The 14,254-nt window shown below is 72.4% G+C and carries 15 protein-coding genes; all 15 read left to right on the top strand.

The genetic code is table 11. The annotated features are described in order from the left end of the window. The first annotated feature begins 156 nt into the window (after nt 1-156). The 15 genes from AB0C03_RS11880 to AB0C03_RS11810 all read left to right on the top strand — a co-directional run bounded on the left by AB0C03_RS11880 (nt 157) and on the right by AB0C03_RS11810 (nt 14,212). Nucleotides 157-1,611, top strand: coding sequence for an FtsW/RodA/SpoVE family cell cycle protein (locus tag AB0C03_RS11880; protein ID WP_030334516.1), 1,455 nt, complete (start codon nt 157-159; stop codon nt 1,609-1,611). Then, nucleotides 1,611-2,717: an undecaprenyldiphospho-muramoylpentapeptide beta-N-acetylglucosaminyltransferase gene (murG, locus tag AB0C03_RS11875; protein ID WP_210861547.1), complete on the top strand. Its 1,107-nt coding sequence runs from the start codon at nt 1,611-1,613 to the stop codon at nt 2,715-2,717. Before AB0C03_RS11880 ends, murG begins: the two co-directional genes overlap by 1 nt. After that, entirely contained in the window at nt 2,714-4,279 is a 1,566-nt protein-coding gene (murC, locus tag AB0C03_RS11870; protein ID WP_210861549.1) for a UDP-N-acetylmuramate--L-alanine ligase, read from the top strand. Before murG ends, murC begins: the two co-directional genes overlap by 4 nt. Next, a complete protein-coding gene (locus AB0C03_RS11865) occupies nt 4,276-5,094 on the top strand; it encodes a cell division protein FtsQ/DivIB (protein ID WP_030334511.1) in 819 nt (272 codons plus the stop codon). Before murC ends, AB0C03_RS11865 begins: the two co-directional genes overlap by 4 nt. Before the next feature lie 245 nt (nt 5,095-5,339). Next, nucleotides 5,340-6,455: a cell division protein FtsZ gene (gene ftsZ, locus AB0C03_RS11860; protein WP_030334509.1), complete on the top strand. Its 1,116-nt coding sequence runs from the start codon at nt 5,340-5,342 to the stop codon at nt 6,453-6,455. 9 nt (nt 6,456-6,464) lie between these two features. Next, nucleotides 6,465-7,208, top strand: a complete 744-nt coding sequence (locus AB0C03_RS11855; RefSeq protein WP_030334507.1) for a YggS family pyridoxal phosphate-dependent enzyme — start codon at nt 6,465-6,467, stop codon at nt 7,206-7,208. Nucleotides 7,209-7,399: 191 nt separating this feature from the next. After that, nucleotides 7,400-8,092, top strand: coding sequence for a cell division protein SepF (locus AB0C03_RS11850; RefSeq protein ID WP_210862902.1), 693 nt, complete (start codon nt 7,400-7,402; stop codon nt 8,090-8,092). A gap of 30 nt (nt 8,093-8,122) precedes the next feature. After that, on the top strand, nt 8,123-8,428 hold the full coding sequence (locus tag AB0C03_RS11845; protein ID WP_030334503.1) for a YggT family protein: 306 nt from the start codon (nt 8,123-8,125) through the stop codon (nt 8,426-8,428). Nucleotides 8,429-8,472: 44 nt separating this feature from the next. Next, a complete protein-coding gene (locus AB0C03_RS11840) occupies nt 8,473-9,282 on the top strand; it encodes a DivIVA domain-containing protein (RefSeq protein ID WP_036411965.1) in 810 nt (269 codons plus the stop codon). A gap of 80 nt (nt 9,283-9,362) precedes the next feature. After that, nucleotides 9,363-10,106, top strand: coding sequence for a hypothetical protein (locus AB0C03_RS11835; protein ID WP_030334498.1), 744 nt, complete (start codon nt 9,363-9,365; stop codon nt 10,104-10,106). Nucleotides 10,107-10,117: 11 nt separating this feature from the next. Further along, complete coding sequence (locus tag AB0C03_RS11830) at nt 10,118-10,423, top strand: DUF167 domain-containing protein (RefSeq protein WP_210862042.1); 306 nt, start codon at nt 10,118-10,120, stop codon at nt 10,421-10,423. 22 nt (nt 10,424-10,445) lie between these two features. Further along, complete coding sequence (locus AB0C03_RS11825) at nt 10,446-11,945, top strand: potassium/proton antiporter (protein ID WP_030334494.1); 1,500 nt, start codon at nt 10,446-10,448, stop codon at nt 11,943-11,945. Between the two features lie 227 nt (nt 11,946-12,172). Next, nucleotides 12,173-12,592: a TraR/DksA family transcriptional regulator gene (locus AB0C03_RS11820; protein ID WP_030334492.1), complete on the top strand. Its 420-nt coding sequence runs from the start codon at nt 12,173-12,175 to the stop codon at nt 12,590-12,592. Nucleotides 12,593-12,656: 64 nt separating this feature from the next. Beyond that, on the top strand, nt 12,657-13,271 hold the full coding sequence (gene lspA / locus AB0C03_RS11815; RefSeq protein WP_285795250.1) for a signal peptidase II: 615 nt from the start codon (nt 12,657-12,659) through the stop codon (nt 13,269-13,271). Further along, nucleotides 13,268-14,212, top strand: a complete 945-nt coding sequence (locus tag AB0C03_RS11810; RefSeq protein ID WP_030334488.1) for an RluA family pseudouridine synthase — start codon at nt 13,268-13,270, stop codon at nt 14,210-14,212. The genes lspA and AB0C03_RS11810 overlap by 4 nt, the downstream gene beginning before the upstream one ends. The last annotated feature ends 42 nt before the right edge of the window (nt 14,213-14,254 follow it).

Genomic DNA, 14,254 nt, shown 5'->3' with positions numbered 1-14,254 from the left:
ACCGGGGATGGGACTGTCGGACGGCCGCGACGGTCGCCGAGCGCGGCGCGTACACCGGTGACCGCCGGGGCGCGCGGCCCGGAGCCCGGCGCGGCGGCCCGGGAGTCCGGACCGGGGGCGCGGGAGTCCGGGCCGGCGGGACGCGAGCCGGAGGCCGTGGCGGCCACCCCGCTGCGCGGCATCGACGCGGCCGGTGGCCTCGCCGCGCTGCGCGGCCTGCTGGACCGACCGCTGACCTCCTACTACCTGCTGCTGTCCTGCGCCGGCCTGCTGCTGCTGATCGGGCTGACCATGGTCTTCTCGGCGACCAGCGTCAAGGACTACGCCGAGGACGGCAACGCCTCGGCCTCGGTGACCAAGCAGGCCATCTTCGCGGTGATCGGCATCGGCGCCTTCTGGATCTGCCAGCGCCTGCCGGCCAGCACCTACCGGTCGCTGGGCCGGCCGCTGCTGTTCACCTCGATCGGGTTGCTGCTGCTGCTCAACCTGCTGCTCGCCTACGCCCGGCTGACCCGGCAGGAGTCAGGGCAGATCGGCCCGGTCGAGGCACGGCTGAACTGGCTGTTCATCGGTGGGATCCAGCTGCAGCCGTCCGAGCTGGCCAAGTTCGCGATGGTGCTCTGGGGCGCGCACCTGGTCGCCCGCAAGGGCGCCGCGCTGGGCTGGTGGCGCGAACTGGCGACCCCGCTGTTCCCGATCGTGGGCCTGCTCTTCGTCCTGGTCGGTTACAACGACACGGGCACGATGCTCTGCCTGCTGGCCCTGGTCGTCGGCCTGCTCTGGGCCGCGGGGGTGCGGATGCGGGTGTTCGGCGCCCTGGCGGCGGCCGGTCTGGTCGGGATCGGCCTGCTCGTCGCGGTGGCCTCGCTGGGCGCCGGCTCCGGCGAGCGCGGCGCGGACAACTACCGGCTCGCGCGGCTGGACATGTTCTTCAACCCACCGGACCCGGAGACCTGCAAACTCAACGACTGCCTGCAGTTCTACCAGGGGCGGCTGGCCATCGAGCACGGCGGCTGGTTCGGTGTCGGGCTGGGCAAGGGCAGCCTGAAGTGGGACTGGCTGCCCGAGGCGCACAACGACTTCATCTTCGCGATCATCGCCGAGGAGCTGGGCGTGATCGGCTGCACCGTGGTGCTCAGCCTGTTCGCGGTCCTCGCGTACACCGGGTTCCGGATCGCCCGACGGGTCGACGACCCGTTCCGCCGGCTCGCCGCCACGGCCGTGACCACCTGGCTGGTCAGCCAGGCCGTGATCAATATCGGTGGGGTGGTCGGGCTGCTGCCGATCACCGGCCTGCCGCTGCCGTTCATCTCCGACGGCGGAAGTGCCCTGGTGGTGACGTTGGCCGGCATCGGCATGCTGGCGTCCTTCGCCCGCGCCGAACCCGATGCGGCCAGAGCACTGCATGCCCGTCCGCCGGCCCGGTGGGTCCGACTACTCTGGGCCCCGTTGCCGCCGCTTCCCGGCCGGCGTCGCCGGCCGGCGTCGCCGCCCGCTGGCCGAGGGTCAGTGCCCCGGTCCCGCGAGCGGCGCCACGACGACCAGGCCGTGCCGCGCGGGGTCCGCCAGGACCGCAACCGCAGGGGTACGGCGAGCGAGAGGAGACGCTGATGGGTCCGCTGCGTTCGGTGGTGCTCGCGGGAGGTGGCACCGGGGGGCACGTCTACCCGCTGCTCGCCTTCGCCGACTGCCTGCGCCGACACGACCCGGGCGTCCGGATCACCTGCCTCGGCACACCCCGGGGCATGGAGAACGACCTGATCCCGCCGCAGGGCTACGACCTGCGGCAGATCCCGGCGTACCAGCTGCCCCGGTCGGTCAACATGAACCTGGTCCGTACCCCGGGCCGGATGTGGACGGCGGCCCGCGCGGCGGGCAAGGTGATCGACGAGGTGCGCGCCGAGGTGGTCGTCGGCTTCGGCGGGTACGTCTCGGTGCCCGCCTACCTGGCCGCGTGGCGTCGTGAGCTGCCCATGGTGATCCACGAGGTGAACGTGCCACCGGGCGTGGCCAACCGGCTGGGCATGAAGTTCACCAAGAACGTCGCCGTCGGCTTCCCGAACCAGCCGAGCCAGGCCGAGTCGTTGCGGGACGCCACAGTGGTCGGGGTGCCGCTGCGCCGCGCCATCACCGGTCTGGACCGGTACGCGCTGCGCAACGCCGCCCGCGCCCACTTCGGGCTCCGCCCGGACCTGCCGGTGCTCTTCGTCTCCGGCGGCTCGTCCGGCGCCCGCTCGATCAACCTGGCGGTCTCCGGCGCGGCCAAGGAACTGGCCCGCAACGGCGTGCAGGTGCTGCACGTGATGGGTGCCCGCAACGAACCGGTGCCGATCCCCACCGACCTGCCGGTGCCGTACGTGACGCTGCCGTACCTGTCCGAGATGGAGCTGGGCTATGCGGCGGCCGACCTGATGCTGGCCCGGGGCGGGGCGATGACCGTCGCCGAGGTGGCCGCGATCGGGCTGCCCACGATCTACGTGCCGTACCCGCACAGCAACCAGGAGCAGCGGCGCAACGCGCTGCCGGTGGTGGAGGCCGGCGGCGGGCTGCTGGTCGACGACGCGGAGCTCACCCCGGACTGGCTGGAGCGCACCGTCATCCCGCTCATCCGTGACCCGCAGCGGCTGTACACGATGGGCGCCGCCGCCGGGGCGTACGGCCGGCGCGACGGCGACGAGGCCCTGCGTTCCTTCGTGCTGGCGGCGGTGGCCCGATGACCGCGCAGTTCACCCCGGCCGGCACGCTCACCGCCGAGGACCTGGGCGCCGTCCACCTGATCGGGGTGGGTGGGGTGGGCATGCTCGGCGTGGCCCGGCTGCTGCTCACCCGGGGCATCCGGGTCTCCGGCAGCGACCTGCGGGAGTGGCCGTCGCTGGCGGGCCTGCGGGCGCTCGGCGGCACCATCCACCTCAGCCACGAGGTCAGCAACCTCGACGGGGTCGACACCGTCGTCTACTCGTCGGCCATCCCCCAGGACCACCTGGAGCTGGTCGAGGCGCGTCGGCGCGGCCTGCGGGTGCTGCACCGCTCGGAGGCGCTCGCGGCGGCGATGACCGGCCGTCGCGCCGTGGCCGTCGCCGGCACGCACGGCAAGACCACCACCACCTCGATGGTGACGATGGTGCTCCAGCAGGCCGGGGTGGACCCGTCCTTCGTGATCGGCGGGGAGATCTCCGAGGTCGGCTCGGGCGCGCACCACGGGACCGGCGAACATTTCGTGGTCGAGGCGGACGAGAGCGACCGCTCGTTCCTCATCTACCGCCCGTACGTCTCGATCATCACGAACATCGAGGCGGACCACCTGAACACCTACGGTGACTACGCGACGCTGGAGGCGGCGTTCGTGGAGTTCGCCCGTCTCACCGACCCGGACGGGTTCATCATCACCTGCGCCGACGATCCGGGCGGTCGACGGCTGGCCGAGAGCCTGCGGTCCGAGGGGCGGCGGGTGTTCACCTACGGCGAGGCGGACGACGCCGACCTGCGGTTGACCGAGATGGTCTCCTCCGCCCGGGGGGTGCGCTACCTGGCCGCCATCGACGGACGGTCGCTGGGCGAGTTCCGGCTGCCGGTGCCGGGACGGCACATGGGGCTGAACAGCGCCGCCGCGGTGCTGACCGCGTACCTGCTGGAGTTGCCGCTGGAGGCGGCGGAGGCCGCGCTGGCGGTCTTCCCCGGCGTGCGTCGGCGCTTCGAGCGCAAGGGTGTCGCGGACGGCGTGCTGGTCTACGACGAGTACGCGTACCACCCGACGTCGATGACGTTGGCGATGCAGACGCTGCGCGAGGTCGCCGGGGACGGCCGGCTGATCGTGGTCTTCCAGCCGTACCGGCTGTACCGCACCCGCGACAACCAGGCGGAGATCGCCGCGGCGTTGGCCATCGCCGACGAGGTGGTGCTGTTGGAGGTCTTCGGGCCGGGTGAGTTGCGTCAGCCCGGCGAGGGCTCGGCGGCGCTGATCGCGGCGGTGGAGCTGCCCGCCGACCGCAAGGTCTTCGTGGAGTCGTGGGAGCAGGCCCCGGTCGAGGTGGCCCGTCGGGCCCGTTCGGGGGACGTGGTGGTCACCATGGGCGCCCCGCCGATCTCGCTGATGGGCGACGAGCTGCTGGCCGCCCTGGGTGAGCGTACGGCCGGCTCGGCATCCACCGCGACCGTCGACCCGGTGGCCACCTCCCCGGCGATCGGTGATCCGGTACCGGGTGGGGCCACGTCCGGTGGCGACGGTGCGGCTCTCGGTGGCACCGCCGTGCCCGGCGGCTCGGCGCCGACGGCCGGATGAGTCCCGGCCCGGCCCGGGGGCGGACCAGCGCCGCCGACGGCGGCGCCCCGCGCCGAGGTCCGGCCCGGCGGTGGCAGCTGGTCCGGGCGGGCCGCGACGCGGTGCCGCCGTCGACCCGCCGGTTCATGGCGCGTGCCCGGCAGCGTCGCATGCGTGCGGCGCTGCCGTGGGCGGTGGCCGCCGGGGTGCTCGCCCTGGCCGGGCTGGTCGCCTGGACGGTGCTCGGCACCGGGCTGTTCGGCGTGCGTGAGGTGCGGGTGGAGGGTGCGAAGCTGGCCACTCCGGTGCAGGTGCACGACGCGGTCGGCGTTCCGGACGGGGTGCCGTTGGCCCGGGTGGACCTGGCCGCCGCGGCCCGACGGGTCGGCGCGCTGCCGGTGGTGGAGCGGGCCACGGTGTCCCGGGACTGGCCCGACGCGCTGGTGGTGCGGGTGACCGAGCGGACCGCGGTGGCGGTGGTGCCGCAGGGGGAGGCGTTCGCCATGATCGACGGGAGCGGGGTGGCGTTCCGGACTGTGGAGCGACGCCCGGCCGGCCTGCCGCAGGTGACGGTGGCCCGGCCGGCCGCCGACGACCCGGGCACCCGGGCCGGGCTGGAGGTGCTCGTCGCGCTGACGCCGCAGCTGCGCACGGAGCTGGTGGACGTGAACGTGGAGGGGCTGGCCCGGATCAGCCTGCGGTTGCGGGGGGACCGGACGGTGATCTGGGGGGACGCGACGCGGGGCACTGACAAGGCCCGGGTGGCCACCGCGCTGCTCGACGAGGACACCGACCGGATCGACGTGAGTGCGCCGGATGTGGTGACCTTCCGTTGACCGGTGAGCGTGCGGGGAGGTGACCCGTCGCGCTCCGCTCGGCGACACGCCGCCCGGGTCCTTGGCTCATCGGGCGGTGGCGCTTACGTTGCCCCGAAGAGGATCAGTGGTTGACATAACTGTAAGCCTCTAGTAGAGGGTTAGGGCTCACCCCTGATCCTCGCTGGTGACAGCTGTTGTCGGCCGCTGGGCTGGCCACGCCGTACCCGGTCGGCCGAAGCCAATCTCGAAGGAAAGGACCGGAGATGACACCTCCGCACAACTACCTGGCGGTCATCAAGGTCGTCGGCATCGGGGGTGGCGGCGTCAACGCCGTCAACCGGATGATCGAGGTTGGGCTCAAGGGCGTCGAGTTCATCGCGATCAACACCGACGCGCAGGCGCTGCTGATGAGCGACGCCGACGTCAAGCTCGACGTCGGGCGCGAGCTGACCCGTGGCCTGGGGGCCGGGGCCAACCCGGACGTCGGCAAGAACGCCGCCGAGGACCACCGCGACGAGATCGAGGAAGTGCTCAAGGGCGCCGACATGGTCTTCGTGACCTGCGGCGAGGGCGGCGGCACCGGCACCGGCGGCGCGCCGGTGGTGGCCAACATCGCCCGCAAGCTCGGCGCGCTGACCATCGGCGTGGTGACCCGGCCGTTCTCCTTCGAGGGCAAGCGCCGCCAGGTGCAGGCCGAGTCGGGAATAGACGAACTCCGCAACCAGTGCGACACGCTGATCGTCATCCCGAACGACCGGCTGCTGGCCCTGGGTGACCGCAACATCAGCATGATGGACGCGTTCCGCACGGCCGACCAGGTGCTGCTCTCGGGTGTGCAGGGCATCACCGACCTGATCACCACCCCGGGTCTGATCAACCTGGACTTCGCCGACGTCAAGAGCGTGATGAGCGGCGCCGGCAGCGCGTTGATGGGCATCGGCAGCGCCCGTGGCGAGAACCGCGCGGTCGAGGCGGCCGAGGCGGCCATCTCCAGCCCGCTGCTGGAGCAGAGCATGGACGGCGCGCGGGGCGTGCTGCTCTCCATCGCCGGCGGGTCCGACCTGGGCCTGTTCGAGATCAACGATGCCGCCCAGTTGGTCACCGACGCGGCCCACCCGGACGCCAACATCATCTTCGGCGCGGTCATCGACGACGCGCTCGGTGACGAGGTGCGGGTGACGGTCATCGCGGCGGGCTTCGACGGCGGCACGCCCGCGTACAAGGCGGCCGAGCCGACCCGCAAGAGCAACACCAACCAGCCGGCACCGCAGAGCACCCCGGTGCCAGCTCCGGCCACCAACCCGGCGCCGGCCCAGTCGCCACGTCGCGTGCTCTTCGACGACGTGGACGTTCCCGACTTCCTCAAGAACGGGTCCTGAGCACCGCCGATGACCGACAGCTCAGCCACGGTACGACCGGATCGGCGCGCCGAACTCGCGGCCGGTCTCGCACAGGTTCGGTCCCGGATCGATGACGCCTGCGCGCAGGCCGGCCGGGACCGCGCCGAGGTCACGATGATCGCGGTGACGAAGACCTACCCGGCCAGCGACGTGGTGGCGCTGGCCGGGCTCGGGGTGACCGACATGGGGGAGAACCGCGACCAGGAGGCGGCCGGTAAGGCCGCCGAGGTGGCTGCCGCCGGGGTGCGTCCCCGCTGGCACTTCATCGGCCAGTTGCAGCGCAACAAGGCCCGCTCGGTGGTCCGTTACGCCGACGTGGTGCACTCCGTCGACAGTGTCCGGCTGGCCCGGGCGTTGGCCACCGCGACCGTCGAACGGCAGGCGCCGCTCGACGCCCTGGTTCAGGTGAGCATCGACGGCGACGCGGCCCGGGGCGGGGCACTGCCCGGCTCGGCGGATCCGGGCGCCGGGTTGGAACCGGTGGCCGAGGCGGTGGCCGAGGCGCCCGGGCTGCGTCTGGTCGGTCTCATGGCGGTCGCCCCGCTGGGGTGGGAGCCGGAGCGGGCATTCGCCCGGCTCGCCGAGGTCGCCGACGCCTTTCGGGTCGTCCATCCGGGAGCGACCGCGCTGTCCGCCGGAATGAGTGGAGATTTCGACATCGCGATCCGTTACGGCGCGACACATGTCCGCGTCGGTAGCGCGTTGCTCGGAATGCGTCCCACGCTGCGGTAGCCTGACCGCGAGACAAGCAAATTACATCAGTGTTGTTTCAGGGGCGGGCGTCTCCTAGTCGGGGGTCGTGGCGCGCGACGCGAATCGCGCGCCGGGGGATTGCCGTTCCGGTCCGATGGGCATGGTTGTCCACTCGCGACGGGCGACATGGCACGGGGGCGCGTGCCGCACGGCGGACGGAAGGGCGCGGGATGGGTGCACTGCGCAAGGCGGGGGTCTGGCTCGGTCTGGTCGAAGAAGACGACGAGCGGGCCTACGACGACGGTGGCTACGACAAGGGTGGCTACCGCGACTCGCGTTACCGGCAGAGCCGGTACGCCGAGGAGTTCGCCGACGACGACGAGGACGACGCCGAGGAGCCGCCGGCTCCGCGGCCGCGCGACAGCGGGCGGGGCCGACTCTCCGAGCGGCCGAGCGGGCGGTTGAGCGAGTCCGAGCGCGGTGACGGTGAGCGTCCGGAGCGGATCGAGCGGTCCAGCGTACGGTCGATCACCCGGTCGTCGGCGGGCGAGACCTCCGGCGCGCTGACCTATCACACCCGGGACAACCTGGCTCTCGCGCCGCAGGTCACGGCGCGCGAGCGCGCCCTGCCCGAGGAAGAGCAGCGGTACCAGATCACGACGCTGCACCCCACCACGTACCGCGAGGCGCGCACCATCGGCGAGCACTTCCGCGACGGCGTCCCGGTGATCATCAATCTCACCGAGATGGATGAGGCCGATGCCCGCCGTCTGGTGGACTTCGCCGCCGGGCTGGCGTTCGGCCTGCGCGGTACGATCGAGCGCGTGACCAATCGGGTGTTCCTGCTCTCACCGGCTAACGTCCAGGTCACCGCTGAGGACAAAGCCAAGATCGCTGAGGGCGGCTTTTTCAGTCTGAGTTGACCCCGCCCGACCCGAGGGACGTCGCTGACCGTGTTGTCGATCTTACTGCAAGTGCTGTACCTGATCCTTTATGTCTTCCTGCTCCTTCTTCTGTCCCGGTTCGTGTTGAGCGCCGTCCTGCAGTACGGCCGTCGCTGGCAACCGGGGCGTGGAGCATCGGCAGGATTGGAATCCGTGTGGAGCGTCACTGATCCCCCTCTCAACGCGTTGAGGCGTGTGATCCCTCCGCTGCGAATTGGTACCGTGAGCATCGACCTGGCCTCCCTTGTGCTCCTGGTTATCCTGTTCGTGCTGATGGAGTTCGTGTTAGGGCCGTCGATCAGGGCATCTGCCTGATGACCGACGCGCTTTCGCGGCCGCAACTGACCCGAGGAGTTTCGATGCCGCTGACCCCGGCCGACGTCCACAACGTCGCCTTCAAAAAGCCGCCGATCGGCAAACGGGGGTATGACGAGGAGGAGGTCGACGCCTTCCTGGATGAGGTCGAGCGCGAGCTCGCCCGTCTCATCGAGGAGAACAACGAGCTGCGCGCCCAGGTGGAGCGCGGCGGCCGTGGCGGTGCCCCCGCCGGCCCCGGCGGCGACGCCCGACTGGCGGCGGAGCTCAACGACGTCAAGGCCCAGCTGGACCGGGTGCAGCGCGACAAGTCGGCGGCCGAGCAGGCTGCCCGCGCGATGCAGGCCGAGCTGGAGCAGGTCCGCGCGACCGGCGGCCCGGCCGGCGGCGTCACCGGTGACGGTGAGCAGCAGGCTCTGCGCGTGCTGATGATGGCCCAGCGCACCGCCGACGACCACGTGTCCGACGCGCGTCGCGAGGCCGACCAGCTGCTGTCCGAGGCTCGCAGCAAGGCCGAGGAGGTGACCCGGGAGGCGCGCGCGAAGGCTGACGCCCTTGAGCGGGACGCCCGCCAGCGGCACCAGGAGGCCATGGGCGGCCTGGACGCCAAGCGCACGGCCCTGCAGAAGCACATCGAGGAGCTCAAGCAGTTCGAGCGCGAGTACCGCACCCGGCTCAAGGCGTACCTGGAGAGCCAGCTGCGTGACCTCGACGGTCGTGGCCAGGGCCTCGAGGCCGAGATGACCCGCTCCGAAGCCGGCCGGGTCGCCGGCGGCAACGGGCTGGCCGCAGCGGGCCTCGCTGGTTCGTACGGCGGCGGCGGGCGCTCCGGCGCCCTCGAAGCCGGACGCTGAGCACCGGCCGGCGATCGCTGTCCGCCAATGGTGACGGTCGCCGGCCCGGCCTGGACGGTTCGACGCGGCGGGGGTGAGCCGTGATAGTCGCAAGTCTGCTGCTCATCCTCGTCGCGGTGGTGCTCCTGGTGCTCGGCCTGGCCGGTGGCTCCAGCTTCTTGTTGGTCATCTCCATCGCGGCCAGTCTGCTGGCCGCCGTGGCGTTGGTGGTGGGCGCTCGCCAGGCAGCCGCCAACCGCGCCATGGTGGATCCCGGCCGGACCGACCGGCGGCACCCCGACGCACCCCGCACGGCCAGCCAGGCCACGCCGGATGTCGCGTACGGGCCGCCGCTGGTCGAGCCGGAGGTGCCGGTCCAGCACGTGCCCACGACGTTTGGTACCGGCGGCACCGGGTGGCGGCAACCACCCGGGCCGCCGGTCGACCACGTCCCACCGATCGACGAGGCGTCGCCGTACGACCCGCCGCGCGTCGACGAGGCGTCGCCGGTCGTGGCCGACGAGGTGTCCTCGCGGGCCCGGCCCGTCAGTCCGGCGTCGCCGACGGTGGCCTCGACCGACGACGGGTTCGACGGCGCGGTCACGGCGGTCGACGAGCCGGCCGCCCAGCAGATCACTACCGCCGAGGCGGCCCGGGTGGCCCGACTGCACGACGCCGTCGAGGTCGTCGACGGCCGCCCCCGCTACCACCTCGCCACCTGCCCCCACCTGGTTGGCTGGCAGCCCGAGACGTTGCCGGTCGCCGAGGCCGTGGAGCTCGGCTTCACGCCGTGCGCGCACTGCGCGCCGGCGACCGCTCTCCTCGCCGACGTCCGGCCGATCTGAAGCGGCGCCCGGTGCCCGCGCAGGACACGCTCACCGTGGCGGTGCGGGTGAAGCCCGGCGCCTCCCGGGACCGGGTGGGTGGCCGCTTCGACGGCCCGCACGGCCCCGCCCTCGTGATCGCGGTCCACGATCCGGCCGTGGACGGTAGGGCCACCGAGGCGGCCCGGCGGGCGTTGGCCGGCGCGCTGGGCGTCCGGCGGGCCGCGGTGTCACTGCGCTCCGGCGCGGCCAGCCGGGACAAACTCTTCATCGTCGATCGGCCCGGCCCGGAGCTGCCCGAGGTGCTGCGCCGCCTGCGCGACGGATCCGCCGAGTGAGGACAGCCCGGGCAAGGCAGCCGTGACCCCCGGGTTGGACATCGCGCTGCTGCTCGGTGCGGCGGTGCTGCTGGTAGCGGTCGGCGCGGTGCGACTCTCCACCCGCCTCGGCGTGCCCAGCCTCCTGGTCTATCTGGCACTGGGTGTGGCGATCGGCGAGGGCGGGCTGGGCATCCGTTTCGACGACGTCGAGCTGACCCGGACCCTCGGCTTCTGCGCGCTGATCGTGATCATCGCGGAGGGCGGCCTCACCGCCCGGTGGACCACGCTGCGTCCGGTGCTCGGGCTGGCCTCCGTGCTCTCCACTGTGGGCGTGATCGTCAGCATCGTGGTGGTCGGCGTCGCCGTGCACCTGCTGCTGGGGCTGGACTGGCGGTTGGCGCTGCTCTACGGAGCGGTGCTCTCGTCCACCGACGCGGCTGCCGTCTTCGCCACCCTGCGCCGGCTGCGGTTGCCGCCCCGCCTGGTGGCGACGCTGGAGGCCGAGTCGGGGATGAACGACGCCCCGGTGGTGCTGCTGGTGGTGCTGCTGTCCCACCGGGGTTTCTCGCACCCGTGGTGGTATGAGGTCGCGCTGGTCTGCTACGAGCTGGGCGTCGGCGCGGCGGTGGGGGTGGGCGCGGGTGTCGCCGGCACCTGGGCGCTGCGCCGGGCGGCCCTGCCCTCGGCCGGGCTCTACCCGATCGCCGCGGTGGGCATCACGGTGCTGGCGTACGCCGCGGGGGCGGTTCTGCACGCCTCGGGCTTCCTCGCCGTCTACGTGGCCGGGGTGTTGCTGGGCAACGCCCGCCTGTCGCACCGGCAGGCGATTCTCGGTTTCGCGGACGGGCTGGCCTGGCTCGCCCAGATCGGGTTGTTCGTGCTGCTCGGGTTGCTGGCCTCGCCGGGCCGGCTGGACGCGGCGGTGCTGCCCGCGGTGGTCGCCGGGCTGGCGCTGGTGCTGCTGGCCCGGCCGCTGTCGGTGGCCGTCTCGGCGTTGCCGTTCCGGGTCGGCCTTCGAGAACAGGCGTTCCTGTCCTGGGCCGGGCTGCGCGGGGCGGTGCCGATCGTGCTGGCCACCATTCCGCTCTCCGAGCGGGTGCCCGGCGCGGAGCGGCTCTTCGACGTGGTCTTCGTGCTGGTGGTGATATTCACGCTGGTGCAGACCGGGACGCTGGGGTCGTTCGCCCGCTGGTTGCGGGTGACCGCGCCGGCCGAGGCCGCCGAGATTCATGTGGAGACCGCGCCGCTGGAGCGGATGCGGGCGGATCTGCTCCAGGTGGAGGTGCCGCCGGGCTCGCGACTGGCGGGTGTGCACGTCGACGAGTTGCGGCTCCCGTTGGGCGCATCGGTGACCCTGGTGCTGCGCGACGGGGTGGGTTTCGTGCCCGCACCGGACACCCGGTTGAAGACCGGCGACAGTCTGCTGATCGTGGCGACCGCCGGGGTGCGGGACGCCGCGGAACGGCGGTTGCGGGCGGTCAGTCGGCGGGGTCACCTGGCCCGATGGTTTGGTGAGTACGGGGATGAGGTGGTCAATTGATCTGCTAGCGTTCCCTTTGCCCCAGTTTGGCAGGGCTCGGGGCTGTTAGACGGTGCGACGGTGCGGCACGTTGTCGGACGCCTGTACGTTCCGTATTCTTGCCAACCTCCGGAGTGCGCGGCCATCGTCGCCGCGCGCCCCTTTTCGTACATAGGGGACGCCCTGGGCGGCGCCCCCTGACCCAGGCGCCGCGGACCGCGCGGTTCCCCGGCCGAGGGAGCGACCCCATGGCGAAGCCAGCCGACACCAGGACCGCCGGGCGCAAGCCGGTGGCCAAGGCCACCCGCAGCACGGCCGAGACCGAGAAGATCCGGGCGGCGCTGGCGGCGCGGCGGGACGAGCTTCGTGCCGAGTACGATCAGACGCTGAGTGAGATCACCGAGCTGCAGCGCGATCGGCTGACCGACTCGGCCGGGGACGACCAGGCCGACACGGGCACCAAGACGCTCGAGCGGGAGCAGGAGATCTCTCTCGCCAACAGCATTCTGGAACGGATCACGCAGGTGGAGCGCGCTCTGGAGCGTCTCGACGAGGGTGGTTACGGCTGGTGCGAGCGGTGCGGCAACCCGATCCCGGTCGAGCGCCTCGCCGCCTTCCCGTCGGCCACCCTGTGTGTGACGTGCAAGCAGCTGGAGGAGCGGCGCTGAGGTCCGCTCCCCGGCGGCGATGAGACGGTGAGCGATCACCGCCAAGACTGTCGATGGGGAGCGCATGACCGCAGCACCGTCCGCCGAACCCGGCCGCACCGACCCGGGCGGCGGCACACGCCGGCCCCGGGCCGTCGCGATTCTGGCCGGAGTCGCCCTGGTGGCCCTGCTGGCCGACCTGGTCACCAAGCACCTCGCGCTGGCCGCGCTGACCGACCGGGAACCGGTCCGGCTGCTCGGCGGGTTCGTCTACCTGAGCCTGACCCGCAACAGCGGCGCGGCCTGGAGCATCGGTGCCGACCACACCTGGGTCTTCCCGCTGATCACCATCGGTGTGGTCGGCTGGATCGTCTGGATGGCACTGCGCCTGCGCTCGCTGCCCTGGGCGGTCTCCCTCGGCCTGGTGCTGGGTGGCGCGTTGGGCAACCTCGTCGACCGGATCTTCCGGGCGCCGTCCCCCTTCCACGGGCACGTGGTCGACATGATCAGCCTCTTCGACCCGTACGGTCAGGTCTGGCCGGTGTTCAACCTGGCCGACAGCTCGCTGGTCTGCGGTGTGCTGCTGGCCGTCCTGTTGGAGCTGACCGGCCGGCAGCGTGACGGCCGGCGGGCGGGGCGCGACGACGACCCGGCCACCACGGACGCCGCGTCGGGCGCCGAGCAGCGGGAGCGGGCATGACCTCCGCGTTCGCCGCTGGCGGCGACCACCGTTCCCTTCCGGTTCCGGACGGCCTCGACGGCATGCGCCTGGACCAGGCCGTGTCCCGCCTGTTCGGGCTCTCCCGCACCGCCGCCGCAGCCCTGGTCGACGCCGGAGACGCGCTGGTCGACGGCGCCGCCCGGCCCAACTCGCACAAGGTCAAGGCCGGCTCCTGGCTGGACGTCACGCTGCCCGCCCCGGTCGCACCGCCGACAGTGGTGCCGCAGGCGGTGCCCGGCCTGCGCGTGGTCTACGCCGACGACGACATCGTGGTGGTCGACAAGCCGGTGGGGGTGGCCGCGCACCCCAGCCCCGGCTGGACCGGGCCGACGGTGATCGGCGCGCTTGCCGCGATCGGGCACCGCATCTCCACCAGCGGCGCCGCCGAGCGGCAGGGTGTGGTGCACCGGCTCGACGTGGGCACCACCGGGATCATGGTGGTGGCCAAGAGCGAGCAGGCGTACACGGCCTTGAAGCGGGCCTTCAAGTACCGCGAGGTCGACAAGGGCTACCACGCGGTGGTGCAGGGTCACCTGGACCCGCTGCGGGGCACCGTCGACGCGCCGATCGACAGGCACCCCACCCACGACTACCGGTGGGCGGTGGTCTCCGGCGGCAAGCCGAGCATCACCCACTACGACACCCTGGAGGCGTTCCCGGCGGCGAGCCTGGTCGACGTCCGGCTGGAGACCGGCCGGACGCACCAGATCCGGGTCCACTTCTCCACCCTGCGGCACCCCTGTGTGGGTGACCTCACCTACGGTGCCGATCCCACCCTCTCGGCCCGTCTCGGCCTGTCCCGACAGTGGCTGCACGCCCGCGAACTGAGCTTCCTGCACCCCCGAACGGGGGACGAGGTCCGGTTCGTCAGCGACTACCCTGACGACCTGGACCGTGCGCTCCAGATCCTGCGTGACTGAGCGGCGACCGCCCGACACCGATCCACAGAGGGGATCCCGCCC

Origin of the sequence: Micromonospora parva (genome assembly GCF_040649675.1) — a bacterium.
Classification (GTDB): Bacteria; Actinomycetota; Actinomycetes; order Mycobacteriales; family Micromonosporaceae; genus Micromonospora; species Micromonospora parva.
Note: the sequence above shows the minus strand (reverse complement) of the source record. Positions and strands in the feature narration are given on the sequence as shown.

Coding starts and splice junctions, on each gene's coding strand:
- murG (WP_210861547.1), top strand. CDS start 1,611: ATGGGTCCGCTGCGTTCGGTGGTGCTCGCGGGAGGTGGCACCGGGGGG.
- murC (WP_210861549.1), top strand. CDS start 2,714: ATGACCGCGCAGTTCACCCCGGCCGGCACGCTCACCGCCGAGGACCTG.
- AB0C03_RS11865 (WP_030334511.1), top strand. CDS start 4,276: ATGAGTCCCGGCCCGGCCCGGGGGCGGACCAGCGCCGCCGACGGCGGC.
- ftsZ (WP_030334509.1), top strand. CDS start 5,340: ATGACACCTCCGCACAACTACCTGGCGGTCATCAAGGTCGTCGGCATC.
- AB0C03_RS11855 (WP_030334507.1), top strand. CDS start 6,465: ATGACCGACAGCTCAGCCACGGTACGACCGGATCGGCGCGCCGAACTC.
- AB0C03_RS11850 (WP_210862902.1), top strand. CDS start 7,400: ATGGGTGCACTGCGCAAGGCGGGGGTCTGGCTCGGTCTGGTCGAAGAA.
- AB0C03_RS11840 (WP_036411965.1), top strand. CDS start 8,473: ATGCCGCTGACCCCGGCCGACGTCCACAACGTCGCCTTCAAAAAGCCG.
- AB0C03_RS11820 (WP_030334492.1), top strand. CDS start 12,173: ATGGCGAAGCCAGCCGACACCAGGACCGCCGGGCGCAAGCCGGTGGCC.
- lspA (WP_285795250.1), top strand. CDS start 12,657: ATGACCGCAGCACCGTCCGCCGAACCCGGCCGCACCGACCCGGGCGGC.
- AB0C03_RS11810 (WP_030334488.1), top strand. CDS start 13,268: ATGACCTCCGCGTTCGCCGCTGGCGGCGACCACCGTTCCCTTCCGGTT.